The organism is Pseudomonas sp. S3(2024) (genome assembly GCF_036861315.1).
Classification (GTDB): Bacteria; Pseudomonadota; Gammaproteobacteria; order Pseudomonadales; family Pseudomonadaceae; genus Aquipseudomonas; species Aquipseudomonas putida_A.
In genome coordinates, this window is the sequence record NZ_JAZAQQ010000002.1 from 424,230 (window position 1) to 450,451 (window position 26,222).

At 61.1% G+C, this 26,222-nt stretch carries 19 protein-coding genes and 1 pseudogene; 2 read left to right on the plus strand and 18 right to left on the minus strand.

Going from position 1 to position 26,222, the window contains the following annotated elements:
- Nucleotides 1-185 precede the first annotated feature (185 nt).
- On the plus strand, nucleotides 186-1,244 hold the full coding sequence (gene nadA / locus VLA07_RS06650; RefSeq protein WP_003227499.1) for a quinolinate synthase NadA: 1,059 nt from the start codon (nucleotides 186-188) through the stop codon (nucleotides 1,242-1,244).
- Between the two features lie 142 nt (nucleotides 1,245-1,386).
- Here the strand turns inward: nadA and VLA07_RS06655 are convergent, their stop codons facing one another.
- From VLA07_RS06655 to arcD (VLA07_RS06710), 12 genes are all read right to left on the minus strand, one after another.
- Entirely contained in the window at nucleotides 1,387-1,875 is a 489-nt protein-coding gene (locus VLA07_RS06655; protein WP_115989038.1) for an RDD family protein, read from the minus strand.
- Nucleotides 1,876-1,972: 97 nt separating this feature from the next.
- Nucleotides 1,973-2,185 carry a cold-shock protein gene (locus tag VLA07_RS06660; protein WP_007934683.1) on the minus strand — a complete coding sequence of 71 codons (213 nt, stop codon included), beginning with the start codon at nucleotides 2,183-2,185 and terminating at the stop codon, nucleotides 1,973-1,975.
- Nucleotides 2,186-2,588: 403 nt separating this feature from the next.
- On the minus strand, nucleotides 2,589-3,713 hold the full coding sequence (gene gcvT, locus VLA07_RS06665) for a glycine cleavage system aminomethyltransferase GcvT (RefSeq protein WP_096795084.1): 1,125 nt from the start codon (nucleotides 3,711-3,713) through the stop codon (nucleotides 2,589-2,591).
- A gap of 135 nt (nucleotides 3,714-3,848) precedes the next feature.
- Nucleotides 3,849-5,225: an L-serine ammonia-lyase gene (locus tag VLA07_RS06670; RefSeq protein WP_333988662.1), complete on the minus strand. Its 1,377-nt coding sequence runs from the start codon at nucleotides 5,223-5,225 to the stop codon at nucleotides 3,849-3,851.
- A gap of 207 nt (nucleotides 5,226-5,432) precedes the next feature.
- Nucleotides 5,433-8,285, minus strand: coding sequence for an aminomethyl-transferring glycine dehydrogenase (gene gcvP / locus VLA07_RS06675; RefSeq protein ID WP_442969535.1), 2,853 nt, complete (start codon nucleotides 8,283-8,285; stop codon nucleotides 5,433-5,435).
- Between the two features lie 11 nt (nucleotides 8,286-8,296).
- The gene (gene gcvH, locus VLA07_RS06680; protein WP_027612543.1) at nucleotides 8,297-8,680 is read right to left on the minus strand and encodes a glycine cleavage system protein GcvH; all 384 of its coding nucleotides are present in this window, start codon (nucleotides 8,678-8,680) and stop codon (nucleotides 8,297-8,299) included.
- 439 nt (nucleotides 8,681-9,119) lie between these two features.
- Complete coding sequence (locus VLA07_RS06685; RefSeq protein WP_027612544.1) at nucleotides 9,120-10,628, minus strand: sigma-54-dependent transcriptional regulator; 1,509 nt, start codon at nucleotides 10,626-10,628, stop codon at nucleotides 9,120-9,122.
- 212 nt (nucleotides 10,629-10,840) lie between these two features.
- Entirely contained in the window at nucleotides 10,841-11,203 is a 363-nt protein-coding gene (locus VLA07_RS06690; RefSeq protein ID WP_027612545.1) for a DUF5064 family protein, read from the minus strand.
- Nucleotides 11,204-11,264: 61 nt separating this feature from the next.
- Entirely contained in the window at nucleotides 11,265-12,194 is a 930-nt protein-coding gene (arcC, locus tag VLA07_RS06695; protein WP_027612546.1) for a carbamate kinase, read from the minus strand.
- Nucleotides 12,195-12,384: 190 nt separating this feature from the next.
- Nucleotides 12,385-13,395 carry an ornithine carbamoyltransferase gene (locus VLA07_RS06700; RefSeq protein WP_003227481.1) on the minus strand — a complete coding sequence of 337 codons (1,011 nt, stop codon included), beginning with the start codon at nucleotides 13,393-13,395 and terminating at the stop codon, nucleotides 12,385-12,387.
- 69 nt (nucleotides 13,396-13,464) lie between these two features.
- Nucleotides 13,465-14,721 (minus strand): arginine deiminase, encoded by a 1,257-nt coding sequence (arcA, locus tag VLA07_RS06705; protein WP_150368611.1) that lies wholly within the window; start codon nucleotides 14,719-14,721, stop codon nucleotides 13,465-13,467.
- A gap of 31 nt (nucleotides 14,722-14,752) precedes the next feature.
- Complete coding sequence (gene arcD, locus VLA07_RS06710) at nucleotides 14,753-16,180, minus strand: arginine-ornithine antiporter (RefSeq protein WP_097085936.1); 1,428 nt, start codon at nucleotides 16,178-16,180, stop codon at nucleotides 14,753-14,755.
- A gap of 421 nt (nucleotides 16,181-16,601) precedes the next feature.
- Between arcD (VLA07_RS06710) and arcD (VLA07_RS06715) the strand changes: the two genes are divergently transcribed.
- Complete coding sequence (gene arcD, locus VLA07_RS06715; RefSeq protein ID WP_027612550.1) at nucleotides 16,602-18,029, plus strand: arginine-ornithine antiporter; 1,428 nt, start codon at nucleotides 16,602-16,604, stop codon at nucleotides 18,027-18,029.
- Between the two features lie 121 nt (nucleotides 18,030-18,150).
- On the opposite strand, the gene VLA07_RS06720 is transcribed toward arcD (VLA07_RS06715), so the two are convergent.
- The 6 genes and pseudogenes from VLA07_RS06720 to VLA07_RS06740 form a co-directional block, all read right to left on the minus strand.
- Nucleotides 18,151-19,497 carry a CoA transferase gene (locus tag VLA07_RS06720; RefSeq protein ID WP_333988664.1) on the minus strand — a complete coding sequence of 449 codons (1,347 nt, stop codon included), beginning with the start codon at nucleotides 19,495-19,497 and terminating at the stop codon, nucleotides 18,151-18,153.
- A 324-nt stretch (nucleotides 19,498-19,821) separates the two neighbouring features.
- Nucleotides 19,822-20,577 (minus strand): methyl-accepting chemotaxis protein, encoded by a 756-nt coding sequence (locus VLA07_RS27155; protein ID WP_371260381.1) that lies wholly within the window; start codon nucleotides 20,575-20,577, stop codon nucleotides 19,822-19,824.
- Nucleotides 20,578-20,679: 102 nt separating this feature from the next.
- Nucleotides 20,680-22,035, minus strand: a pseudogene (locus VLA07_RS27160) (PDC sensor domain-containing protein); the annotation flags it as partial.
- A 285-nt stretch (nucleotides 22,036-22,320) separates the two neighbouring features.
- Nucleotides 22,321-22,713 carry a YbaN family protein gene (locus VLA07_RS06730; protein ID WP_139054334.1) on the minus strand — a complete coding sequence of 131 codons (393 nt, stop codon included), beginning with the start codon at nucleotides 22,711-22,713 and terminating at the stop codon, nucleotides 22,321-22,323.
- A 166-nt stretch (nucleotides 22,714-22,879) separates the two neighbouring features.
- Nucleotides 22,880-23,476: a biliverdin-producing heme oxygenase gene (locus tag VLA07_RS06735; RefSeq protein WP_103367431.1), complete on the minus strand. Its 597-nt coding sequence runs from the start codon at nucleotides 23,474-23,476 to the stop codon at nucleotides 22,880-22,882.
- A 112-nt stretch (nucleotides 23,477-23,588) separates the two neighbouring features.
- The gene (locus VLA07_RS06740; RefSeq protein ID WP_333988668.1) at nucleotides 23,589-26,174 is read right to left on the minus strand and encodes a TonB-dependent receptor; all 2,586 of its coding nucleotides are present in this window, start codon (nucleotides 26,172-26,174) and stop codon (nucleotides 23,589-23,591) included.
- Nucleotides 26,175-26,222 lie beyond the last annotated feature (48 nt).

Here is a 26,222-nt window from a genome sequence, read left to right on the forward strand (position 1 = left end):
TGATCGTTGCCTGCGCTGACACAGGTCAGAATCATCTTTTGTATCAACGGGATATTCTGTAGCCTTGCGCAGCTTCAACGCTGTCCGTGCCTGATAATACTCACTCTCCCGGCGGTACCCTCAAGTGGTCCGGAGCCGGGTGTATACTCGACTTTCGCGCGAAAGCGCCTGCAGGTCTTGCGAACATGACGCAGATTTCCGAACGCCTTCTGGTTCAAGCCCACCTCGATGCCAAACAGCCCAAACCGCTGACTGCCGAGGAAGAGGCCTACTACCGTTCCGCCATCGCCGCCGAGCTCAAGGCTCAGGACGCGGTGCTGGTGGCCCACTTCTATTGCGATCCGGTGATTCAGGCCCTGGCCGAAGAAACCGGCGGCTGTGTGTCTGACTCCCTCGAAATGGCGCGCTTCGGCAACGCTCACCCGGCCAAGACCGTGGTGGTCGCCGGCGTAAAGTTCATGGGCGAGACCGCGAAGATCCTCAACCCGGAAAAACGCGTGCTGATGCCGACCCTGGACGCGACCTGCTCGCTGGACCTCGGTTGCCCGGTGGACGAGTTCTCGGCGTTCTGCGATCAGCACCCGGAGCGCACGGTGGTGGTGTACGCCAACACCTCGGCCGCGGTCAAAGCCCGGGCTGACTGGGTGGTAACGTCGAGCTGCGCACTGGAGATCGTCGAAAGCCTGATGGACAACGGCGAGACCATCATCTGGGGCCCGGACAAGCACCTGGGCACTTACATCCAGCGCAAGACCGGCGCTGACATGCTGCTGTGGGACGGTGCCTGCATCGTCCACGAAGAGTTCAAGTCCAAGCAGCTCGAAGACATGAAGGCGCTGTACCCGGACGCCGCGATTCTGGTGCATCCGGAGTCGCCGACCTCGGTGATCGAACTGGCGGATGCAGTAGGTTCCACCAGTCAGTTGATCGCTGCCGCGCAAAGCCTGCCGAACAAGACTCTGATCGTCGCCACTGACCGCGGCATCTTCTACAAGATGCAGCAGCTGTGCCCGGACAAGGTCTTCATCGAGGCGCCAACCGCCGGTAACGGCGCGGCGTGCCGCAGTTGCGCACATTGCCCGTGGATGGCCATGAACACCCTTGAGCGCACGCTCAAGAGCCTGAAGGAAGGGACGAACGAGATCTTTGTCGATCCGGCGCTGATTCCGCAGGCGATCCGCCCGTTGAAGCGCATGCTGGATTTCACCCAGGCGGCGCGGATGAAGCTGGCGGGTAACGCCTAAGCTGTTTCTGCCATACAAAAAACCTGTGGGAGCGGGCTTGCTCGCGAAAGCGGTGTATCAGTCACCATTTAGATTGACTGACACGACGCCTTCGCGAGCAAGCCCGCTCCCACATTGGTTTCTGGTTTCTGGCGTCTGGAAATTATTTGGTCTTCTTCGGAATCCGCACCACGCGGGTATCGGAATAGATGTCGTGCCAGGTGCGCTTCTGCTTGTCGTACAGCGACCAGAAGAATCCAAGCCCAGCGCACAGCCACGAAGCGATCGATACCATGAAGCGCAGTAGCGCCTGCCACAGGCTGATCGCGCTGCCATCGGCGTTCTGTACGCGGATGCCCCATACCTGCATGCCCAGTGTCTGCCCGCCGTGGGTCCAGAACTTGGCGAAGAACGCAAACAGCACCAACAGCAACACCGTGGAATACAGCGGATCGCCATCCATTTTTCCGGCGTCGGTCAGCACGCGCAGGCGTTCTTCACCGATGATCGCTGCCTGGATCAACTTGTAGACGAACCCGGTGACGATCAGCAGGGCGGTGCACAACAGGAAGTCATAGAACATCGCCGCCAGACGCCGGCCGAGGCCAACAGCAGGAAAGTCGCCCTGGGGAGTGAGCAGGTTTTTCGACATGGCAGCCTCTGGACGCAAAATGAAATGCCATTTTACGGATTCGCGCGCACAAAAAAGCCCCTGATATCAATATCAGGGGCTTTTTCGTTACAGAAGATTAACCTTCTGCTTGTACTTCATCAGCCTGCATGCCTTTCTGGCCTTGCACAGCAACGAAGGTCACTTTCTGGCCTTCTTTCAGGCTCTTGAAGCCGTTGCCCTGAATAGCGCGGAAATGCACGAACAGATCCGGACCGCTTTCTGGAGTGATAAAACCAAAACCTTTCTCGTCGTTAAACCACTTGACGGTACCGCTCTGACGTTGGGACATTTCTTATTTCCTTTGACGCATAAATTGATGACAGCCTCTTTCTCATGAAAGAGTACTGGGGCTGGTTGCAGGAGAGTAAGAAGACGTCGAGCGGGATGTAGCTAACTTGTAGGCTACTGCCCAGGTCACGATTCCAAGCTGACCCATGCAAACACAGTGGACAAACTCTACGCCAACTACGGGAGAAAAAACAAGCCCCGCGAAGGCCCCGGTTTTACTGTCCCTGCTGGCAGTTAGTCAGTCTGCTAGTGCGGCTTAGACGATTAGCTTGTTCAAAAGTTTTCGAACGTTATAAGTAAAGTTCATAATCGAATCAAATGTTAGAAAATGCACTTTTTTGTGGCGATTGCGTTACACATTAGTGCATGCATAACGCAATCGCGTTACTTATAGAAACAGTCAATCAACCGCGATAGTAGCGTTGTGGAACAAATGGCATTTTGCTTACAAGCATTTGCACCTTTTTCCCACGAACGATGGCCCAGACTGGCGTATCCAGGGTGACATAAGCGCTGTCGAGGTAACCCATCGCCAACGGCCCGCCCAGGGTCGGACCGAAGCCGCCGCTGCACACGCTGCCGATGATTTCGCCCGCGTCGTTGACGATTTCTGCGCCTTCACGCACCGGCGTACGCTCCTGTGGCAGCAGACCGACGCGTTTGCGCGCGACGCCATTCTGCTGCTGAGCAAAAACTGTCTCTGCCCCCGGGAAACCACCGGCCCGCGCGCCGTCGGCACGGCGTGGCTTGGAGATTGCCCACAACAGGCTGGCTTCGATCGGCGTGGTCTCGGTGTTCATGTCGTGCCCGTACAGGCACAGGCCGGCTTCCAGGCGCAGCGAGTCGCGGGCGCCGAGGCCGATGGCCTGAACTTCCGGTTCGGCCAGCAGGGCGCGGGCGAGTTTTTCTGCATCGGCGGCGGGCACCGAGATTTCGAAACCGTCTTCACCGGTGTAGCCCGAACGGCTGACGAAGCAATCCACGCCCAGCAGTTGCACGCGATTGAACTGCATGAAGGTCATTTTTGCGACTTCAGGGGCCAGGCGCGCCAGCACCGTAACCGCTGCCGGACCTTGCAACGCCAGCAGCGCGCGCGCTTCGAACAGCTCCGTAATGGTGCACTGATCGCCAATGTGTTTTTGCAGATGCGCCAGATCCTGATCCTTGCACGCGGCGTTGACCACCAGGAACAGCTCGTCGTTACCGAGATTGGCGACCATCAGGTCGTCGAGGATGCCGCCGTTGTCGTTGGTGAACATTGCGTAGCGCTGCATGCCCACCGGCAGGTCGATGATATCCACTGGCACCAGGGTTTCCAGAGCCTTGGCGGCATTGGCGCCGGTCAGGCGGATCTGGCCCATGTGCGAGACATCGAACAGCCCGGCCTGCTCACGGGTGTGCTGGTGTTCTTTCATCACGCCCAGCGGGTATTGCACCGGCATGTCGTAGCCGGCGAACGGCACCATGCGGGCGCCGAGTTCGATATGCAGAGCGTGCAGCGGGGTTTTCGACAGTTGTTCGGTGGACATGCGTGGCTCCTTGAAAGTTTGAGTTTGGGGGCATGGGGCTAGATTTAGATCAAGATCAAAGGCCCCTCACCCCAGCCCTCACCCGGAGGGAGAGGGGGCTAAATGCGATCCTCTACCAAAAGGAGAGGACATAAATCAGCATTCGATGATGTTGACTGCCAGACCGCCGCGGGCGGTCTCTTTGTATTTGCTTTTCATGTCGGCGCCGGTCTGGCGCATGGTGCGGATGACCTTGTCGAGGGAGACGAAGTGTTGCCCGTCGCCGCGCATGGCCATGCGCACCGCGTTGATCGCTTTCACCGAGCCCATGGCGTTGCGCTCGATGCACGGCACCTGCACCAGCCCGCCAATCGGGTCGCAGGTCAGGCCGAGGTTGTGTTCCATGCCGATTTCCGCCGCGTTCTCGACTTGCTGCACGCTGCCGCCGAGCACTTCACACAACGCGCCAGCGGCCATCGAGCAGGCCACGCCGACCTCGCCCTGACAGCCGACTTCGGCGCCGGAGATCGAGGCGTTTTCCTTGTACAGAATGCCGATCGCGGCGGCGGTCAGCAGAAAACGCACCACGCCGTCATCGTTCGCACCCGGGATAAAGCGCATGTAGTAATGCAGCACCGCCGGGATGATGCCCGCCGCGCCGTTGGTCGGCGCGGTGACCACGCGGCCGCCGTTGGCGTTTTCTTCGTTGACCGCCAGGGCGTACAGGTTGACCCAGTCCAGCACCGACAGCGGATCACGCAGCGCTGATTCCGGGTTCTTGCACAGTTGCCGATGCAATGCCGCCGCCCGGCGTTTGACCTTCAGCCCGCCCGGCAGAATGCCTTCGTTGCGACAGCCAGCGGCAACGCAGTCCTGCATCACTTGCCAGATTTTCAGCAGACCGGCGCGGGTTTCCGCCTCCGGGCGCCAGGCGCTTTCATTGGTCAGCATCACCTGGCTGATCGACAGACCGTAGGTGGCGCAATGGCCGAGCAAGTCCTTGGCACTTTTGAACGGGAAGGTCAGCGGTGTCGCGTCTTCGACGATTCGGTCGGCACCGGCCGCATCTTCATCAACGACGAAACCACCACCGACCGAGTAGTACTCGCGGCTGCGGATCTGAATGCACGCCGCATCGAAGGCACGAAAGATCATGCCGTTGGGGTGGTAGGCCAACGGTTTGCGGATCATCGCCAGGTGTTCTTTCTCGTTGAACGCAATGCTGTGTTCTCCGAGCAGATTCAGCCTGCCATTGCCGCGAATATCCTGCAGGCGTGCGGCGACGGTTTCGGTGTCGACGGTGTCCGGGTGTTCGCCCTCCAGGCCGAGCAGCACGGCTTTGTCGCTGCCGTGCCCCTTGCCGGTAGCACCGAGCGAGCCGTACAGCTCGACTTTGACGGTGCTGGTGGTCGACAACAGGTCATCGCGGCGCAGGCCTTCGGCGAAGCGCGCAGCGGCGCGCATCGGGCCGACGGTGTGGGAGCTGGAAGGGCCGATGCCAATCTTGAACAGGTCGAACACGCTTAACGACATGAGTTGTTCTCCGGTTTCTTGTTATAGGAATTGGCGCAAGCTCGAGGCTGGACACAAATCCCCTGTGGGAGCGGGCTTGCTCGCGAATGCGGTGTGTCAGGCAACATTGATGGCGATTGATACACCGCATTCGCGAGCAAGCCCGCTCCCACATTGGGATCTATGGTGTTGCTGAAAATCGGGGCAGGTGACCTGCCCCTCATCCGCTTAAGCGTAGCTTTCGATCGACGGGCAGGCGCAGACCAGGTTGCGGTCGCCGAAGACGTTGTCGACGCGACCGACCGGCGGCCAGTATTTGCCTTCGATCAACGACGCCACCGGATACACCGCCTGCTCGCGGCTGTACGGGTGGGTCCACTCGCCGACCAGCTCCGCAGCCGTGTGCGGGGCGTTTTTCAGCGGGTTGTCTTCCTTGTCCAGCGTGCCGTTTTCCACCGCGCGGATTTCTTCGCGGATGCGGATCATGGCGTCGCAGAAGCGGTCCAGTTCTTCCTTGGATTCGCTTTCGGTCGGCTCGATCATCAGCGTGCCGGCGACCGGGAACGACATGGTCGGGGCATGGAAACCGAAGTCGATCAGACGCTTGGCGACGTCATCGACGCTGATGCCGCTGCTGTCTTTCAGTGGACGCAGATCGAGAATGCATTCGTGCGCCACCAGCCCGTTGCTGCCGGTGTACAGCACTGGATAGTGCTCTTCGAGGCGACGGGAAATGTAGTTGGCATTGAGGATCGCCAGTTGCGAAGCACGCTTGAGACCGGCGCCGCCCATCATGCGAATGTACATCCAGGTGATCGGCAGAATGCTTGCGCTGCCGAACGGTGCTGCGCAGACCGCACCTTCCTTGCGTGCCATCTGGCCGTGACCCGGCAGGAACGGGGTCAGGTGCGACTTGACGCCAATCGGGCCGACGCCCGGGCCGCCACCGCCGTGCGGAATGCAGAAGGTTTTGTGCAGGTTCAGGTGCGACACGTCGCCGCCGAACTTGCCTGGCGCGCAGAGGCCGACCATCGCGTTCATGTTGGCGCCGTCGATGTACACCTGGCCGCCGTTGTCATGAATGATCCCGCAGATTTCGCGGATGCCTTCTTCGAACACGCCGTGGGTCGACGGGTAGGTGATCATCAGCGCCGCGAGGTGTTCGCGGTGCTCGATGGCTTTGGCGCGCAGGTCTTCGATGTCGACGTTGCCGCGCGCATCGCACGCGGTCACCACCACGCGCATGCCGGCCATGTTGGCGGTGGCCGGGTTGGTGCCGTGGGCCGACGACGGGATCAGGCAGATGTCGCGGCGCTCGTCGCCACGGCTCTGGTGGTACGCGCGAATCGCCAGCAGGCCTGCGTATTCACCCTGCGAACCGGCGTTCGGTTGCAGCGAGATCGCGTCGTAACCGGTGGCGGCGCAGAGCATCGCTTCCAGTTCGTCGGTCAGTTGCTGATAACCGGCACTCTGTGCGGCTGGGGCGAACGGGTGCAGGGCGCCGAATTCGGCCCAGGTCACCGGGATCATTTCGCTGGCGGCGTTGAGTTTCATGGTGCACGAGCCCAACGGAATCATGGTGCGATCCAGTGCCAGGTCCTTGTCCGCCAGTTTGCGCAGGTAGCGCATCAGCTCGGTTTCCGAGTGATAACGGTTGAACACCGGGTGGCTGAGAATCGGCGACTGACGGACCAGCGCCGCCGGGATGGTGCTTTGCACCGAAGCGGCCAGCGCAGCGAAGTCCGGCAGGGCCTTGCCGTCGGCGAACAGGCCCCACAGGGTTTCGATGTCAGCCTGAGTGGTGGTTTCGTCCACCGACAGGCCCAGACGCTCGGCGTCGATGACTCGCAGGTTGATCTGCGCGGCATGCGCCTTGTCGTGCAGGGCGGCGGTGTGTGCGCCGGTGGCGATGGTCAGGGTGTCGAAGAAGCTTGTCTGCTCGACGGTCTGGCCCAGTGCGCTCAGGCCCTTGGCCAGAATCGCGGTCAGGTGATGCACGCGGTTGGCGATCCGGGTCAGGCCTTTCGGGCCGTGATACACGGCGTACATGCTGGCGATGTTGGCCAACAGCACCTGCGCGGTGCAGATGTTCGACGTGGCCTTCTCGCGGCGGATGTGTTGCTCGCGGGTCTGCATCGCCAGACGCAGGGCCGGCTTGCCGAAACGGTCAACCGAAACACCGACCAGACGGCCCGGCATGTCACGCTTGAACGCATCCTTGGTGGAGAAGTAAGCCGCGTGCGGGCCACCGAAGCCCAGCGGCACGCCGAAGCGTTGTGCGGAACCGATGGCGACGTCGGCGCCGAACTCGCCCGGGGCGGTCAGCAAAGTCAGGGCCAGCAGATCGGCAGCCACGGCCACCAGCGCGTTGGCGGCGTGGAAGCGCTCGGTCAGTTCGCGGTAGTCGAACACATCACCGTTGCTCGCCGGGTATTGCAGCAGCGCACCGAAGAACGGCGTGACGTCGCTCAGTTCACGCTCATCGCCAACCACCACGTCGATGCCCAGCGGCTCGGCACGGGTGCGCAGCACGTCGAGGGTTTGCGGGTGGCTGTGGATCGAGGCGAAGAACTGGTGGCTGCCCTTGTTCTTGCTCAGGCGTTTGCAGAAAGTCATGGCTTCGGCAGCGGCGGTGGCTTCGTCGAGCAAGGAGGCGTTGGCGATCGGCAGGCCGGTGAGGTCGCTGATCAGGGTCTGGAAGTTCAGCAGCGCTTCGAGACGACCCTGGGAAATTTCCGGCTGGTACGGGGTGTAAGCGGTGTACCAGGCCGGGTTTTCCAACAGGTTGCGCAGGATCGGCGACGGCGTGTGGCAGTTGTAGTAGCCCTGGCCGATGTAGGTCTTGAACAGTTGGTTTTTGCCGGCGATGGATTTGATCATCGCCAGTGCGTCGGCTTCGCTCAGGCCGTCGTCCAGGCCGAGCACGCTGGTGCCCTTGATGCTTTCCGGGATGACGCTGGCGCTCAGCGCTTCGAGCGAGTCGAAGCCGAGGCTGTTGAGCATGGCTTGCTCGTCACCGGCGCGTGGACCGATGTGACGGGCGATGAATTCGTTGGCAGTGCCGAGGTTTACTTGGGTCATGTCGTTACTCCTCAGGCTTCGGCTTGGGCTTTGATCAGGCGGTCATAGGCGTCTTGATCGAGCAGTTTGCCGACAGCGGCGGCGTCACTTGGCTGGAAGCGGAAGAACCAGCCTTCGCCCAGCGGATCTTCGTTGACCAGTTCCGGGCTGCCGTCCAGTGCCGGGTTCACTTCCACAACTTCACCATCGAGCGGCATGTACACGCCGCTGGCGGCTTTCACCGATTCCACGGTGGCGGCTTCAGCGCCTTTTTCGTAAGCCTGCAGCTCAGGCAGTTGCACGAACACCACGTCGCCCAAAGCGTTCTGCGCGAAAGCGGTGATGCCGACAGTAACGCTGCCGTCAGCTTCGGTGCGCAGCCATTCGTGATCTTCAGTAAAACGCAACTCGCTCATGGAAACTCCTAAGGGGGCCAGACTCGTCTGGTGGACGCGGTGGAAGGCTTGGGCGGGAAAGCCCTGATTTTATGAGCGGTTACTTAGCAAGAACGCGGCCAGATTGTATTTGTCTATATAAATCAAATAGTTATGTGTTTCGGGTTGTGATGGGTGTGAGGCTTCTGTAGCGAAATCGCTACAGCTTGGGGCGGGGAGAAAAGCTGAAGCGGATCAAAGCCTTGCACAGCGGTGATCGGAGGCGGATGTATCGATATCGTTCCGCTGTAGCGCTTTCAGTACAGATGGAGGTCGGTTTTGAACGGATTTCGAATCCGTCACATGAACCCCCTGTGGGAGCGGGCTTGCTCGCGAAAGCGTCAGGTCAGTCGACATCACTGTTGAATGGCCCACCGCATTCGCGAGCAAGCCCGCTCCCACATTTTTGACCGCGTGCGGCTTACGGTTTATTGGGGATGCCGTACTTGCGCAGGCGATGGGCGATTGCCGTGTGCGAGGTCTGCAGGCGGCTGGCCAGTTGGCGGGTCGAGGGGTAGCTGACGTAGAGTTTTTCCAGCAGCGATTTTTCGAAGGACTCGACGGCCTGTTCGAGGCTGTCGACGTCGCTGTCGGTCTGCCGCGCCACCGAGGTGCCGGCGATGTCGAGATCACCGATATCGACCAGGCTGCTTTCGCAGATCGCCGCGGCGCGGAAGATCACGTTCTGCAACTGGCGCACGTTGCCCGGCCAGCGGTTGCCGAGCAGCGCTGGATAAGTCCCCGGTGCCAGGCGACAGACTGGACGCTGGATCTGCGCACAAGCCTGCTGCATGAAGTAGCGCGCCAGCAGCAGAATGTCCTGGCCACGCTCACGCAGCGGCGGCACTTCGACGTTGAGCACGTTTAGGCGGTAGAACAGGTCTTCGCGGAACAGACCTTCGCTGACCATTTTTTCCAGGTCGCGGTGGGTCGCGCTGAGGATCCGCACGTTGACTTTCACCTCGCGATCACCGCCGACCCGACGGAAGCTGCCGTCATTCAGAAAGCGCAATAACTTGGCCTGCAAGTACGGCGACATCTCGCCGATCTCGTCGAGAAATACCGTGCCCTGGTTGGCCAGTTCCATCAGCCCCGGTTTGCCGCCACGTTGCGCGCCGGTGAAGGCACCGGGGGCGTAGCCGAACAGTTCGCTCTCGGCGAGGTTTTCCGGCAGCGCCGCGCAGTTAAGGGCGAGGAACGGCGCACTGTGCCGCGCACTGATCGCGTGGCAGGCGCGGGCCACCAGTTCTTTGCCGGTGCCGGTTTCGCCTTGAATCAGCAGCGGCGCATCGAGGGCTGCGACCCGTTGCGCGCGGGCCTTCAGCGTGCGGATCGCCGGAGACTCGCCGAGCAATGCATCGAAACCTTCGGCATGGTCATGGTGCAACGCCGAGAGTTGTTCACCGATGCGGTTCGGTTGATACAGGGTCAGCAGCGCGCCGGCGTCGGTGATCGGTGTGGCGTCGAGCAGCAGGGTCTGGCCATTGACGGTGATCTCGCGCAGCGGCAGGCGGAAGCCTTGTTCGAGCAGGGTTTCCAGCAGACCGGGATCGTTGAACAGTTCCGAGACACTTTCCCCCGCCGGTTCACGCCCGTACAGCGCGATCAGTGCCGGGTTGGCCAGCAGCACCTTGCCGGCGCTATCGAGGGCCAGTACCGGATCGGTCATCGCCGCGAGCAGTGCATCAAGCTGCAAGTGCCGCCGCTGGCCGGGGAGGATGTCGACCACCACCACGGCCTCCACGCCGCGCACCCGGAACAACGCATCTTTGAGCTCTTCGAGCACTTGCGGGCTCAAGGTCGGTGCATCGATGTAGACGTTGGGCGGAATCATCTCCACCGCATCCAGATTGAGATTGCGCCCACCGAGGATAGCCAGGACTTCCTGGGTGATGCCGACGCGGTCGATGAAGCTGACGTGGATACGCATGGGGGCGGTTCAGTGTTCTGGAATGCGGAGGGTGGCAAGTATGCCTTGGGGCGGGGCAATGGTGAAATCTGCAACGATTGTCAGCGCTACACGGATACCTTGTGGGAGCGGGCTTGCTCGCGAAGGCGTCAGGTCAGACAGCATAAATGGTGACTGACCTGGCGCCTTCGCGAGCAAGCCCGCTCCCACAGTAGGAATGTGCTGGGTTCGGGTTATTCGAGGTGTTCCGGTTTGACCGGATCCCCGGACTTCATATTCAGCTGCACCCGCACATCCTCGAACATCAGGTCGTAATGTTTGTGCTGTGAGCCGATGCTGCTGTGAGTTTTGGGAATGCCGTACTTTTCGGCAATCTTGGTCACGTTGCTGGCGAAGTTGTAGGCCTGGTCCTTGGGCAGGAAGAAGGTTTCCTTCATGTCCTTGCCCTGGATGTTGCCGTGCAGGGTGAACTGCATCCCTTTGCCTTCTTTGGGATCGGTGAACACTTGGTAGTCGAGGCACAGGTCGTAATCGACATCGTCCTTGGTCAACGCGTGCCGCTCGATGTGCAAATGACCCGGTTCGAATATGGCCATGGGTTTCTCCTTTCAAGGCATGGGAGAAGGGCAGACCCTGAGCCTGCCCTTGAGTTTCTAATTATCGATAGCTGATGCCCGGCTTCGCCGTGCTGACGCGTGTGCCGGCAGTGCCCTGGACGATCGCTTCGATGTCCGCGAGCGAACCGATCACCGCGACCTTGCCAGTATGGCGGGCGAATTCGCAGGCTGCCTGCACCTTCGGTCCCATGGAGCCAGCGGCGAAACCGAGGCGTTCGAGTTCATCCGGGTGCGCTTCGGCGATGGCTTTCTGCGACGGCTTGCCATAGTCGACGAACGCCGCGTTGACGTCGGTGGCGATCACCAGCAAGTCGGCTTCCAGTTGCTCGGCGAGCAGCGACGAGCACAGATCCTTGTCGATTACCGCCTCGATGCCCTTGAGGTTGCGGTGCTCGTCGTACATGGTCGGAATGCCGCCGCCACCCGCGCAAATCACGATGCTGCCCTTGTCCAGCAGCCACTTGATCGGACGGATCTCGAAGATGCGTTTTGGCCGGGGACTGGCCACCACGCGGCGGAACTTGTCGCCGTCCGGAGCGATGGCCCAGCCTTTTTCGGCGGCGAGTTTTTCTGCCTCGGCTTTGTCGTAGACCGGGCCGATCGGTTTGGTCGGATTCTGGAAGGCCGGGTCCTTGGCGTCCACTTCAACCTGGGTCAGCAGGGTGGCGAACGGCACTTCGAAGTCCAGCAGGTTGCCCAGTTCCTGTTCGATGATGTAGCCGATCATGCCTTCGGTTTCGGCGCCGAGCACGTCCAGCGGGTAAGGGGTGACGGAGGTATAGGCCGCCGCTTGCAGCGACAGCAGGCCGACTTGCGGGCCATTGCCGTGGGCGATGACCAGTTGGTTGCCGGGATGGATCTTGGCGATTTGCTCGGTGGCGATGCGGATGTTGGCGCGCTGGTTGTCAGCGGTCATCGGTTCGCCACGGCGGAGCAGGGCGTTACCGCCCAGAGCTACGACGATACGCATGGTGCAATCCTTTTCAGCAGAGAAATGGCAAACGACTCGGTCTCCCTGTCGGAACCGAAATCCCCTGTGGGAGGGAGCTTGCTCCCGAAGGCGGCGGATCAGTCGACATGGCTGTTGAATGACACACCGCTTTCGCGAGCAAGCCCGCTCCCACATTTGGAGCCGGTTCTTTCAGTGGGAGCTATTCCGGTTACAGATCAGCCAGGGTCGAGACCAGGATCGCCTTGATCGTGTGCATGCGGTTTTCCGCTTGCTCGAAGGCGATGCAGGCGGGCGACTCGAACACGTCGTCGGTGACTTCGATGCCGTTGGCCAGGTGCGGATACTGTTCGGCAATTTGTTTGCCGACCTTGGTATCGCTGTTGTGGAACGCCGGCAGGCAGTGCATGAACTTGGTGCGCGGGTTGCCGGTGGCTTTCATCAGCTCTTTGTTGACCTGGTACGGCAGCAGTTGCTGGATACGTTCGGCCCAGGCTTCAACCGGCTCGCCCATCGACACCCAGACGTCGGTGTGGATGAAATCGACGCCTTTGACTGCGGCTTTCGGGTCTTCGGTCAGGGTGATGCGCGCGCCGGATTCTTCCGCGTATTTCTTGCAGCGATCGACCAGATCGTCGTGCGGCCACAGGGCTTTCGGCGCGCAGATGCGCACGTCCATGCCGAGCTTGGCGCCGACCAGCAGCAGCGAGTTGCCCATGTTGTTGCGCGCGTCGCCGAGGTAGGCGTAGCTGATTTCGTGGATCGGCTTGTCGGCGTGTTCACGCATGGTCAGCACGTCGGCGATCATTTGCGTTGGGTGATATTCGTCGGTCAGGCCGTTGAACACCGGCACCCCGGCGAACTTCGCCAGCTCTTCGACGATTTCCTGTTTGAAACCACGGTATTCGATGGCGTCGTACATGCGACCCAGCACGCGGGCCGTGTCTTTCATGCTTTCCTTGTGGCCGATCTGCGACGAGTTCGGGTCGATGTAGGTGACATTGGCGCCTTGGTCGTAGGCCGCCACTTCGAACGCGCAACGGGTGCGGGTCGAGGTTTTTTCGAAGATCAGGGCGATGTTGTTGCCCTTCAGGTGTTGCTGTTCGGTGCCGGTGTATTTCGCGCGTTTCAGATCGCGGGACAGGTCGAGCAGGTAACGCAGCTCACGTGGGGTGTGGTGTTCCAGGCTGAGCAAGTTACGGTTGTGAATGTTAAAAGCCATGATGGATCTCCTTCGGTGTCGGTTATCCCCCTGGCCGCGCTTTGTAAGTCGCGGCCAAGGCTCAGAGGTTTAGTAATCGATCGGGTCGCGGATGATCGGGCAGGTCATACAGTGGCCGCCGCCACGCCCGCGACCGAGTTCGCCGGCGCTGATGGTGATGACCTCCACGCCGGCCTTGCGCAGCAGGGTGTTGGTGTAGGTGTTGCGGTCGTAGCCGATGACCACGCCCGGTTCCACGGCCACCACGTTATTGCCGTCGTCCCATTGCTCGCGTTCGGCGGCGAAGCTGTTGCCGCCGGTTTCCACCACGCGCAGCTTCGGCAGGTTGAGGGCTTTGGCCACGGTGTCGAGGAAGCTGCCTTCTTCGCGGCGAATGTCGATGCCGCCCTGTTTGCTTTCGTCAGGGCGCAGGGTGAAGGCGACGATCTGGTTGACCACTTCCGGAAAAATCGTCACCAGGTCGCGATCGCAGAAACTGAACACGGTGTCCAGGTGCATCGCGGCGCGGGACTTCGGCAGGCCGGCGACGATGACTTTTTCCACCGCTTTGTTCTTGAACAGGTTCAGCGCCAGTTGGCCGATGGCCTGACGCGACGAGCGTTCGCCCATGCCGATCAACACCACGCCGTTGCCGATCGGCATCACGTCGCCGCCCTCGAGGGTCGAGCTGCCGTGATCCTTGTCCGGGTCGCCGTACCAGATTTCGAAATCGGCGTTCGTGAACTGCGGGTGGAATTTGTAGATGGCAGTGGTCAGCAGGGTTTCCTGACGTCGCGCCGGCCAGTACATCGGGTTCAGCGTCACGCCGCCATAGATCCAGCAGGTGGTGTCGCGGGTGAACTGGGTGTTCGGCAGCGGCGGCAGGATGAAGCTGGAGTGGCCGAGGAAGTCGCGGAACATCTGGATGGTCTTGCCACCGAAGCTGTCCGGCAGATCGTCGGCGGATACGCCACCAATCAGGTATTCGGCGATGTGTCGCGGCTCAAGGCTCTTCAGCCAGGATTTCACTTCGCTGATCAGGCCCAGGCCCACCGAGTCGGCGGTGACCTTGCGCTCGAGAATCCAGTCCAGCGCTTCCGGGATGGCGACGATGTCGGTCAGCAGGTTGTGCATTTCCAGCACGTCGATCCCGCGTTCACGCATCTTGGTCACGAAGTCGAAGTGGTCGCGCTTGGCCTGGGCGACCCAGAGCACGTCGTCGAACAGCAGTTCATCGCAGTTGTTCGGGGTCAGGCGCTGGTGGGCCAGACCTGGGGAGCAAACCATGACTTTGCGCAGTTTGCCGGCTTCGGAGTGGACGCCGTACTTAACTTTTTCCGTGGTCATTGCAGTGATCCTCCAGATTACAAATCAAGGGTTACAAGGTCAGGAAGCCGTCGTAGAGACCGTAGGCAGCCACCAGGGCACCCACGACCACTGCGGCGAAAATCAGCTTCTCGACGTTAGTGAAAATCGGTTGTTTGAGTTCCAGCTTGGCCTTGGCGAACAGGATCGCGCCGGGTGCGTAGAGCAGGGCCGAGAGCAGCAGATACTTGACCCCGCCGGCATATAGCAGCCACACCGCGTAGATCAGCGCGATGCCGCCGATAATCAGATCCTTGCGTCGTTCGGCCGCGAAGCCTTCGTAGCTTTCGCCGCGTACCGCCAGCAGCAGGGCATAGGCCGCCGACCACAGGTACGGCACCAGAATCATTGAGGTGGCGAGGTAGATCAGCGACAGATAAGTGCTGGCCGAGAACAGGGTGATGATCAGGAACAGCTGGACCATCGCGTTGGTCAGCCACAGGGCGTTGACCGGTACGTGGTTGGCGTTTTCCTTGCGCAGAAACTCGGGCATGGTGTGGTCTTTGGCGGCGGCGAACATGATCTCCGCACACAGCAGCACCCACGACAGCAGCGCGCCCAGCAGCGAGATGATCAGGCCGACGCTGATCAGCACCGCGCCCCAATGACCGACCACGTGCTCAAGCACGGCGGCCATCGACGGGTTCTGCAGTTTGGCCAGTTCCGGCTGGGTCATGATGCCCAGCGACAGCACGTTGACCAGCACCAGGAACAGCAGCACGGTGATGAAACCGATGACGGTAGCCTTGCCGACGTCGGAGCGTTTTTCCGCCCGCGCCGAGAAGATGCTCGCGCCCTCGATGCCGATGAACACCCACACGGTAACCAGCATCATGTTGCGCACCTGGTTCATCACGCTGCCCAGATCCGGGTTTTTCACGCCCCAGATGTCAGCGGTGAAGATGTCCAGTTTGAAGGCGAAGATCGCGATCAGCACGAACAGCAGCAGCGGCACGACCTTGGCAACGGTGGTCACGAGGTTGATGAACGCCGCTTCCTTGATCCCGCGCAGCACCAGAAAGTGCACGGCCCATAGCAGCACCGAGGCGCCGATGACGGCGGCCACCGTGTTGCCTTCGCCGAAAATCGGAAAGAAATACCCGAGGGTGCTGAACAACAGAACAAAGTAGCCAACGTTGCCCAGCCAGGCACTGATCCAGTAACCCCAGGCGGACGAGAAACCCATGTAGTCGCCAAATCCGGCCTTGGCGTAGGCGTAGACACCGCCGTCCAGGTCAGGCTTGCGATTGGCGAGGGTTTGAAAGACAAAAGCGAGGGTGAGCATGCCGACAGCGGTGATGGCCCAACCAATCAATACCGCGCCGACGTCGGCGCTGGCGGCCATGTTTTGTGGCAAAGAGAATATCCCGCCACCGATCATTGAGCCGACGACCAAGGCAACCAGTGCACCGAGTCGTAGTTTTCCGGGAGCTTCAGACATTGCATGACTCCATTGCAGGAGAGAAGAGTTCACAGCGTAGATCTGTTGTCTGTTCAATCAGCTGACATAGATCAGTGCATGGCCACATTCCATTGTTAATGAATGACTTATGAAACAACTGGAGGCATAACGCTATCGCCTGAAAAGCCCGTCCTAGAGGCTTTTGCCTGATGTGGTTGGGAATTGGTCTTATTACTTTAGAGTTATCACGCTAGTTGTTTTTCAGCTTTTGGCAAATTTTCAGCATCTGTTTTCAGTACAGAATTGATTTATTAGGATTCGCGCACAAAACTGTCTTAGCGTGCTAGGCGTTAGCGTCAGTCGCTATATAAACGAGTGTTTCTCGGTATTACCTGATAAACGTCGTCTGGTATTAGGCGTTTAGTTAATAGTTGTTACAAATGAATGAAGGGAGACAGGAATGTCGCAACCGACGCAAAAGCTGCGACTGGGTGCGTTGATCGCCCTGGTGGTGGGTTCGATGATTGGCGGGGGGATTTTTTCCCTGCCGCAGAACATGGCGGCCCGCGCCGATGCCGGGGCAATCCTGATCGGCTGGGGGATCACCGCCATCGGCATGCTAACCCTGGCGTTCGTGTTCCAGACCCTGGCCAACCGCAAGCCCGAGCTGGACTCGGGGGTCTATGCCTACGCCAAGGCCGGGTTTGGCGACTACATGGGTTTCTCGTCCGCCTGGGGCTACTGGATCAGCGCGTGGCTGGGCAACGTCGGTTATTTCGTGTTGCTGTTCAGCACCCTCGGTTACTTCTTCCCGGTGTTCGGCCAGGGCAACACGCCAATCGCCATCGGCTGCGCGTCGGTGCTGTTGTGGGCCGTGCATTTTCTGGTGATGCGCGGGATCAAGGAGGCGGCGTTCATCAATCAGGTGACCACGGTCGCCAAGATCGTGCCGCTGATCATGTTCATCGTGATTGCCGCCGTGGCGTTCAAGGCCGACATTTTCACCCGCGACATCTGGGGCCGCAGCAACCCGAGCTTCGGCGGGGTGATGGATCAGGTGCGCAACATGATGCTGGTCACGGTGTTCGTGTTCATCGGCATCGAGGGCGCCAGCGTGTATTCGGCGCGGGCGGAGAAACGCAGCGACGTCGGGCGCGCCACGGTGATCGGCTTCCTCGGTGTGCTGGCGCTGCTGGTGCTGGTCAACGTGCTGTCGCTGGGGATCATGAGCCAGCCCGAACTCGCGACTTTGCAGAACCCGTCGCTGGCGGCGGTGCTGGAACACATCGTCGGGCCGTGGGGCGCATTGTTGATCAGCCTCGGTCTGGCGGTGTCGCTGCTTGGCGCATTGCTGTCATGGGCGCTGCTGTGCGCGGAAATCCTCTTCGCCACGGCCCGGGACAAAACCATGCCGGCGTTTCTGAAAAAGGAAAACGCCAACCATGTGCCGGTCAATGCGCTGTGGCTGACCAACGTGATGATCCAGATTTTTCTGCTGATCACGCTGTTTTCCGCCGGCACCTACACCAGCCTGATCTACCTCGCCTCGTCGATGATTCTGGTGCCGTACCTGTGGTCGGCGGCGTACGCGGTGCTGCTCAGCGGACGTGGCGAAACCTACGAACATGCCTCGGCCGAACGTACCAAGGATCTGCTGATTGGCGGGATTGCTCTGTGTTATGCGGTGTGGTTGTTGTATGCCGGCGGGGTGAAATACCTGCTGCTGTCGGCGCTGCTGTATGCGCCGGGGGTGGTCCTGTTCGCCAAGGCCAAGCATGAGCAGGGCGAGCCGCTGTTCACCCCTGTCGAGAAAGGTATTTTTGCCTGTGTGCTGATCGGCGCGGGGCTGGCGGCGTATGGTTTGTACAGTGGGGTGTTGTCGCTGTAGGTGGATTGATTGTGCATCGGTGGTGTCAGTGCGGGCCTCTTCGCGAGCAAGCCCGCTCCCACATTTGAAATGCATTCCCCCTGTGGGAGCGGGCTTGCTCGCGAAGGGGCCCGAATGATCATCACCACTGCGCGCGATGCGAACCCAATTCAGAAGCCGGCAACGCCCACTGCAGCGGCGTCCCGCTGATCGTCACCGGTGCCAGCAACCGGTGCGCCGGCCCCCACGGTGTCTGCTCCACCCGTGAGTTCTGATCCTGTTTAGCCTCGACGCGCAACGCTTCGCTCGTCCCAGGCCCATGTTCGATCAACAGTTTGGCGGTGCGCGCCAGTGACAAGCGTGCAGAACCGCCGCGACCGCTGCGCAAACGTTCAGTGAGCAATGTGATCGCACTCGCCGCCATCAGATACCCGGTCGCGTGATCCAGCCCCTGCACCGGCAGCGGCGTCGGTTTGTCAGCCTGTTTCCAGCGCTGTCCGGCCTCGGCGATGCCGCTGCTCATCTGCACCAGGCTGTCGAAACCCCGCCGGTTGCGCCACGGGCCGCTCCAGCCGTAGGCATTGAGACTGACGTCGATCAGCCCCGGCGCCAGTTGTCGGCGGCGTTCGGCGCCGAAACCGAGGTGTTCCAGGGCATCGGCACGGTAGCCATGTATGAGGATATCGGCGTCCTTCAACAGGTTTTCGAACACTGCACGATCGCCCGGTTGCTGCAGATTCAGCCGTGCGCAGCGTTTGCCCAGGGTGACTTCCGGCACCACGCCCGGCTCGTTCCAGCTCGACGGATCGATGCGCAGCACGTTGGCGCCGAGACCCGCGAGAAAACGGCTGGCGGTGGGGCCGGCGAGCACGCGGGTCAGGTCGAGCACCTTGAGCCCGGCCAGCGGTTGCTCCACGGAGCCTTGCCACGCGTTGGCCTTTTCATCCTGCGAATCGATGAAGTGCACCAGCGGTTCGGCGTTCACCGCCTGGCCCTGCGGATGCTGTTGCCACTGCGCCCAACTGCGCATTTCGGCGGCGCAGCCCTTGGCCTCGACCACCGCTTGCTCCAGATCGGCGCTGCGCCATTGCGCGACTTTCGCCGCCATTGCAGCGCGGTCGGCGCAGGTACCGAGCACGCTTTCAGCCGCAGCACGGTGATGTGGGGCGTTGGTGTGCAGGCGGATCCAGCCGTCCTTGGTTGCGTAGTCGCCGGCGACCGGATCCCACAGCGGCGGGACTTCCCAGCCGATCGGGCGTAACGAGGTGGCGAACCAGAACGAGGCCAGACGTCGATCGACTTCCACGGCGGGCAAGTGCCCGGTCTGTTGCCGGAGCAGTTCGCTGACGGCCTGACCGGCAGCGCCGATGCTGGCGCAGGCCAGGTCGCTGACGGCGAACGCCGAGGGCAGGGCGCCACTGGCGGTGAACGGAATCGGCGTGTGGGGCAAGCCGAGTGCGGCTTGAATGGACGTGAGTAAATCAGTCATCGAAGGCCCTCCGGGAGAGAGGGCGATGATAGTGCAAAAAAATCTCGGGCCAGATGAAAAAACCGAACGCCGAACACTCAACCCTGTGGGAGCGGGGGGGGGGGGGGGGGGGGNACGTGAGTAAATCAGTCATCGAAGGCCCTCCGGGAGAGAGGGCGATGATAGTGCAAAAAAATCTCGGGCCAGATGAAAAAACCGAACGCCGAACACTCAACCCTGTGGGAGCGGGCTTGCTCGCGAATGCGGAGTGTCAGTCACTTCAAATGTCGCTGACATACCGCCTTCGCGAGCAAGCCCGCTCCCACAAAGGGACTGTGGTGATTTTCAGACGCGGAACTGATCCATCAGCTTCATCTGCTGGCTCGCCAGGGCATTGAGCTGGCTGCTGATCGCCGCCGACTCGGTGGCCTGCTCGGTCAGGGTTTCAGTCACGGTGCGAATCGCCGAGACGTTGCGGTTGACCTCTTCGGCCACAGCGCTCTGCTGTTCGGCGGCGCTGGCGATCTGCAGGTTCATGTCGCTGATCACCGTCACCGCATCGCTGATCTTGCCCAGTGCGTCCACGGCCTGACGGATCTGCCCGGCGTTGTTGTGCGCCTGGGTCTGGCTCGAATGCATGGTCGCGACCACGCCACGGGTGCCGGTCTGGATGCGCTCGATGACGATGCGGATTTCTTCCACCGAATCCTGAGTGCGCTTGGCGAGGTTGCGCACCTCGTCGGCCACCACCGCAAAACCACGACCGCTTTCCCCGGCGCGGGCGGCTTCGATGGCGGCGTTAAGCGCCAGCAGGTTGGTCTGTTCTGCGATGCTGCGGATCACTTCCAGCACCGAACCGATCTGCTCGCTGTTGACCGCCAGCGCTTCGACTTCGGTCACCGCTTTGCTGACTTCATCGGCCAGTTGATTGATGTCGCGGGTGCTGCGCTCGATGATCGACATGCCGTCCCTGGCCGACTGATCGGCACCCTTGGCGGCGTTGGCCGCGTTCGACGCGCTGTTGGCGACGTCGTGGGCGGTGGCGCTCATTTCGTTGGAGGCGGTGGCGACCTGATCGATCTCGCGGAACTGCACCTGCATGCCTTCGCTGGTCTGGCGGGCGATTTCCGATGACTGATCAGCAGTGCCACGCGCTTCAGTGATGCTCTGTTTGATCTGGGCGATGGTCGGTTGCAGCTTGTCGAGGAAGCGGTTGAACCAGTTCACCAGTTCGCCCAGTTCATCCTTCTTGCTGTAGTTCAGGCGCTGGGTCAGATCGCCTTCACCGCTGGCGATGTTTTTCAGCATCTCGGCGACGCTGTTGATCGGGCGTGTGACGCCGGAAGCCGTCAGCCAGATCAGCAACAAGCCAATCAGCCCGGCGACGACAGCCACCGCCAGCGCCGTGATCACGCCGGTTTCCTGCGCATCGTCGAGTACCGCTTGCAGCTTGACCGAGTCGGCCAGCAGCACCTGTTTCGGCAGGTCGATGACCACGCCCCAGGCCCGCGAGTTGCCAATCGGATCCACCGGGTACACCGCGCGAATCAGCTCGCCCTGTTCAAGAATCTTCGGCGTGCCGCTGCTGACCAGTTGCAGCAGGTCCTTGCCGTCGGCGCCGAGGGTATCGCTGATCTTTTTACCGACCTTGGTCGCATCGGAACTGTCGGCAGCGAGCACGCCGCTGCCGGAGACGATCAGCATGTGCCCGGCGTTGTTGAACAGGTTGCGTTGGGACTCCACCGCCGCCGCTTGCAGGGCATCGAGGGCGATGTCGACACCGACCACGCCGATGGCCTTGCCGTCGACGATCAACGGCACGGAAATGGTGGTCATCAACATTTCCTTGCCGCCCACGGTGTCGGCATACGGGTCGAGCAGGCAAGTACGCTTGTTGTCACGAGGGCAGGTGTACCAGCTGTTGTACGGCGTGCCGCTGACGCTGAGGGTGGTCTTGGTCATGTCTTCTTCGACCATGATCGTGTTCAGCGCCGAGCCGGCAGCGCGGCTCCAGTAGCTCGCAAAACGCCCGGCTTCGTTGGACTGACGCGCGGCATCGTTGACGAATTCGCTGTCCTTGCCGTCGAGGCCGTTGGGTTCGAAGGCGAGCCAGATGCCGAGCACCTTGTCGTTACGCTGGAATGCGGTTTTCAGGCTCTGGTTCAACTCTTCACGCAGGGCACCGGCGTCCAGCGAACGCTTGGCGGCCAGTGCGCGCATGTCCTTGATCTGATCGGCCAGCGCGGTGATCACCGTGAGGCTTTCGCCAAAGGTCTTCTGCACCCGCACTGCTTGTTCGGCCGCCTTGGCTTGCAACAGGTTCTGCACACTGGCAGTGAGCAACTGGTTGCTGGAGTTACTGACCAGTTCGTCGTTCTGGTTGGTCTGGTAAATGTTCATGCCGACGATCAGCGCAACCACCCCCAGCAGGCACAGGCCGGAGAGCAGGACGATTTTCAGGCGAATGGAGAGAGAGTCGAACATGGGGCGATCTCGTGAATGAATGAGCAGGTGGCCACGGGATGAACTACCCGGTTCGCCAAATCCATTCAGCGCCATGCATTGCTCATCGGCGCGCAGCGAGAGGGCATGAGCCGCTTGCCGACGAACGGTCAGCGCTAAACGTTTGCGCAGGGGAATGTGCTGAAAAGGCGATTAATTACAGGGAAGTTTCAGCCTGATGAATGACGGAGAGGTGATGAGGCTGTTGTGGCGAGGGAGCTTGCTCCCGCTCGGCGGCGAAGCCGTCGCAAACCCGGTAAACACGGTGAATCAGAAGAAATGCAGGGGAGCGCTTCGCACTCCAGCGGGAGCAAGCTCCCTCGCCACAGGGGGATCTGTGAGTCAGGAGGAGGGCATGGTTTCCGGGCGCGACCAGATCCACAGATTGCCCAGACTCATCCCGGCAATCGCCAGATACACCGGCCAGCCGTGATCGAGCATTACCAGCATCAACGTCGCGCACAGCAGCATGCTGATCGTGGCGCTGACCTTGGCTTTGCGCGCGATGATCTTGCCGTTGCGCCAGTTGCTCAGGATCGGCCCGAACAGCCGATGGTTTTCCAGCCAGGCGCTCAGGCGCGGCGAGCTGCGAGTCGCGGCCCAGGCGGCGAGCAGGATGAACTCGGTGGTCGGCAGGCCGGGCACGACGATGGCGATCAGGCCAATGCCGAGGCTGACATAGGCCAGCAGGCCGAACAACAGACGGGCGAGTTTTGAGGTGGCGGGTTGCGGCATGGGCTCAGCGGTTGCTTTTGAAGCGGGACGGGAATCTTACAGGCTTACACCGTTCCCCTGTAGGAGTGAGCCTGCTCGCGATGGCATCCGGTCATTCAACATTAATGTCGACTGATACACCGCCATCGCGAGCAGGCTCACTCCTACAAGGGGAATTTGCTGTGTATCAGGCCGGTTCGGCTTCGGTGGCGTAAGCCTGTTCCAGCAGCACGGTGAAGCGGTTGAACGCGTCGATTGCGCCTTGCTCGACTTCGGCTTCCTCTTCGGCGGTGAACGGCAGGGAATCGAGGGTGCGCACGAAGCTTTTCCAGCCTTCGGCACGGCCGCCTTCCGGCTCACCCAGGTGGCGGGCGCCGAAAGTTTCGCTCAGCTCCAGCGCCACCGCGCGTTTGATCAGGAACGCTGCGCCGAGCTTCGAACCTTCGGAGACAAAGATCCAGCCCAGTGCACGGGCCTTGCTTGGGTTTTTCACCGCGCCAGCCACAGGCGCCGGCACTTCAGTTTCCAGATCCGCCAAATCTGCCTTCGCGGCTTCGGCGCGGCAACGGGCCGGCAGATCCGGGACGATGGCAGTCAGTTCGGCATTGTTATAGAGATCGACCAGTTCCGACTGGAACAGGTACTGCGCGACTACGAAACGCGCGAAGTTGGCGCGGGTCTCGAACGGCGCGTGGGCCTTGACCAAGGCGTCGAGCTTGCTGTGCGGCTCGTGGGTGATCTGGTTCAGGCGTTGTGAACGCAGGGCTTTTTCCGAAGTGGTCATGGGGGTGTCCTTGATAAAAGAGGCGCTTGATAACGAGACGAACGGGCAGCTGCCAAACCGTAAAAAAAGCCCCGCGACGCGCTGATCAATGCGCGTCGCAGGGCCGTGCGGTTCAGATGTCCCAGACCAGATTGATCGCGAAGTTGCGGCCCGGCTGGGTCAGGCGATCGAGGTTGGCCGGTTGTGTCACCGAAGCTTCGCCGACGCTGTCGTAACCGCGCACGTCATCCCACAGCCAGTACTTCTTGTCGGTCAGGTTGTAGATGCCGCCGCTGACGGTGACGTCGTCGGTGACTTTGTAATAGCCGGCCAGATCGAGAATGCCGAAGCCCGGGGTCTTGAACTGGCTGCTGACGCCATCCGGCGACTTGAAGTTGCTGTCGTCGACGCGATCCTTTTTCTTCACCACGGTCCAGCTCAGCAGGCCGCCGTAGTTGTCCTGGTCGTAACCCAGACCGAATACGCCGGTCAGCGGATTGACGCTGTTGAGCGGCTCGCCGTTGTCGTTGTTGCGACCGTAGGCGTAAGCGATCGAGCCTTGGGTGTAGAGGCCCTGCGGCGCGCCGAACGCATCGAGGTTCAGGCGACCTTTGACTTCGGCGCCCTTGATGGTCGCGTGCTTGATGTTGCTCGACTGGAAGGTCAGCTCGTCGTAACCGGGAGTGACCGCGTCTTCGTTGATGAAATCGCGGTACTTGTTGTAGAACACCGCCACGTCGAACGAGCCTTGTTCGAAGTTGCCGCGCAGACCGGTTTCATAGCTTTTGCTTTTTTCCGGTTCCAGGTTCGGGTTGGGCGCCACGTTGTAGCCGGTGGTGCTGTTTTCGAAGCGCCCGTACAACGCTTTCGCGGTCGGTGTGCGGAAACCTTCGGCGTACTGGCCGTACCAGGTGTAGTTATCGGTCAGGGCATAGGTCAGGCCGAATTTGGGCGAGACTTTGTGCCAGCTCTTGTTCGCGTCGCTGACCGTGCCGTTGCCATCGGCGGCCACGGTGTTGAGGAATTCCTGAGTGATGTGCGGCTTGAGCTGGGTGTGGTCGTAGCGCAGGCCCGGCAGGAAGGTCCACTTGTTCCAACTGATCTGATCCTGGGCGAACAGGCTGTAGGTGTTGATGGTCGGATCCGGGAAGTCGCTGGATTTTTTCAGCACATCCGCCGCGCTGGTGGCGCCGATGGCGGTGCAGCCACGGCCGACTGCCAGGCACTTGCCGTCGCCGCTGCGTGAGCCGGTGACTTTCTGCTGCTTGATTGTGGTGCCGTAGGTCAGCACGTGATCGGTGTCACCGATGGCGAAGGCCTTGTCCAGTTGCGCATCGAATACCCACTGTTTTTCCTCGTAGACCGTGTCGCGGGTGCGCAGCACTTTACGGGTCATCGGATAGTAGAACTCTTCGGTGCTCTGATCGGTTTTGGCGATCTGGTGATTGAGGCTCCACTTCACGTTGTCGGCCAGCAGGCTGTCGAGGGCGAAGCTGTGCTCGAGGCCGAAACGCTCGCGGGTGATGGTGTCGTTGCCGGTGCGCCACTGGTACATGCCGCCGGGCAGCACGCTGTTGGGGATGGTCGGGGCACCGTTGAAGTACGGGCCGCCGTAGGCACTTTTCTGATCAGTGTCGCGATCGTCCTTGTACTTCTCGTAGGTCAGGCCCAGACGCGAATCGTCGTTGTAGTTCCAGCCGATCTTCGCCAGGACGTTGGTGGCCTTGACGTCTTCCGGGTTGGCAGCGGTGCGCGCCAGGCCAGTGCCGTTGTTGCTGCCGTAGGAGTCGGTTTCGTGACCGTCGCGCTGGCTGAAGTGCAGCAAGCCGTCGAACTGCTCGGCACGCCCGGCAACCGTGGCGGATTTCAGCCAGCTCTCATCGGCGGAGCTGTAACCGGTTTTGAAGCGAGCGCCGACATCTTTGCCGGGCTTGATGATGTCGTCCGGGTCGAGGGTGTAGTAGCTGACGGCGCCGCCGATGGCGTTGCTGCCGTACAGCACCGAGGCCGGGCCACGGAGGATTTCCACGCGTTTGACGATTTCCGGGTCGACGTAATTGCGCTGGGTCTTGGCGTACGGGCCGTTGAAGAAACCGTCCGGCACTTCGACGCCGTCGACCTGCGTCAGGATGCGGTCGCCGTCGATGCCGCGAATGTTGTAGCCGCTGATACCGCCACGCTGGCCGGCGCCGCCGACGGACACGCCCGGCTCGTAACGCACGAGATCCTTGATGGTGTTGACGTTGTTGCGATCCAGATCCTGGCGGGTCTGCACAGTGACGGTGGCCGGAACGCTATTGACCGACTGTTCCTGGCGGGTGGCGCTGATGGTCACCTGATCCAGATTGAGTGCGCCGCTGGAGCTGCGCTTCTCCAGCACCACGTTGTTGTTGCTCAGCTTGCGGAAGCTCAGGTTGGTCCCCACCAACAGGCGCTCCAGGGCTTTTTCCGGCGGCAGCGAACCGCGCACACCCGGCGACGACACGCCTTGACCCAGTTCTGCCGGCAAGCCGACCTGCCAGCCGGTCACACTGGTGAAGGCATTGAGCGCCGACACCAGCGGTTGCTGGCCGATGGAGAACGAATAATCACCCATGTTGCGCGCCGGTTGTTCGGTGGCAGCCATCAGCGGTGCGGTGCCGGCCATGAGGATGGCGGCCGTCAGCAGCGACAATACGCGGGAAGGGGAAGCAGTCTGGCGGGTAAGGCGAGAGGACATCGATAGCGCTCCGTGTCGCACGAATCTTTATAGGTGCTGATCCGCCTC

Excerpts from the sequence above, each read along its gene's own strand:
- nadA (WP_003227499.1), top strand. The coding sequence starts at position 186 with ATGACGCAGATTTCCGAACGCCTTCTGGTTCAAGCCCACCTCGATGCC.
- VLA07_RS06655 (WP_115989038.1), bottom strand. The coding sequence starts at position 1,875 with ATGTCGAAAAACCTGCTCACTCCCCAGGGCGACTTTCCTGCTGTTGGC.
- VLA07_RS06730 (WP_139054334.1), bottom strand. The coding sequence starts at position 22,713 with ATGCCGCAACCCGCCACCTCAAAACTCGCCCGTCTGTTGTTCGGCCTG.
- arcD (WP_027612550.1), top strand. The coding sequence starts at position 16,602 with ATGTCGCAACCGACGCAAAAGCTGCGACTGGGTGCGTTGATCGCCCTG.
- VLA07_RS06660 (WP_007934683.1), bottom strand. The coding sequence starts at position 2,185 with ATGTCCCAACGTCAGAGCGGTACCGTCAAGTGGTTTAACGACGAGAAA.
- arcA (WP_150368611.1), bottom strand. The coding sequence starts at position 14,721 with ATGACCACGGAAAAAGTTAAGTACGGCGTCCACTCCGAAGCCGGCAAA.
- VLA07_RS06740 (WP_333988668.1), bottom strand. The coding sequence starts at position 26,174 with ATGTCCTCTCGCCTTACCCGCCAGACTGCTTCCCCTTCCCGCGTATTG.
- VLA07_RS06690 (WP_027612545.1), bottom strand. The coding sequence starts at position 11,203 with ATGGCCATATTCGAACCGGGTCATTTGCACATCGAGCGGCACGCGTTG.
- arcD (WP_097085936.1), bottom strand. The coding sequence starts at position 16,180 with ATGTCTGAAGCTCCCGGAAAACTACGACTCGGTGCACTGGTTGCCTTG.
- VLA07_RS06700 (WP_003227481.1), bottom strand. The coding sequence starts at position 13,395 with ATGGCTTTTAACATTCACAACCGTAACTTGCTCAGCCTGGAACACCAC.
- gcvT (WP_096795084.1), bottom strand. The coding sequence starts at position 3,713 with ATGTCCACCGAACAACTGTCGAAAACCCCGCTGCACGCTCTGCATATC.
- arcC (WP_027612546.1), bottom strand. The coding sequence starts at position 12,194 with ATGCGTATCGTCGTAGCTCTGGGCGGTAACGCCCTGCTCCGCCGTGGC.
- VLA07_RS06735 (WP_103367431.1), bottom strand. The coding sequence starts at position 23,476 with ATGACCACTTCGGAAAAAGCCCTGCGTTCACAACGCCTGAACCAGATC.
- gcvP (WP_442969535.1), bottom strand. The coding sequence starts at position 8,285 with ATGACCCAAGTAAACCTCGGCACTGCCAACGAATTCATCGCCCGTCAC.
- VLA07_RS06685 (WP_027612544.1), bottom strand. The coding sequence starts at position 10,628 with ATGCGTATCCACGTCAGCTTCATCGACCGCGTCGGCATCACCCAGGAA.
- VLA07_RS06720 (WP_333988664.1), bottom strand. The coding sequence starts at position 19,497 with ATGACTGATTTACTCACGTCCATTCAAGCCGCACTCGGCTTGCCCCAC.
- VLA07_RS06670 (WP_333988662.1), bottom strand. The coding sequence starts at position 5,225 with ATGTCGTTAAGCGTGTTCGACCTGTTCAAGATTGGCATCGGCCCTTCC.
- gcvH (WP_027612543.1), bottom strand. The coding sequence starts at position 8,680 with ATGAGCGAGTTGCGTTTTACTGAAGATCACGAATGGCTGCGCACCGAA.
- VLA07_RS27155 (WP_371260381.1), bottom strand. The coding sequence starts at position 20,577 with ATGCAGGTGCAGTTCCGCGAGATCGATCAGGTCGCCACCGCCTCCAAC.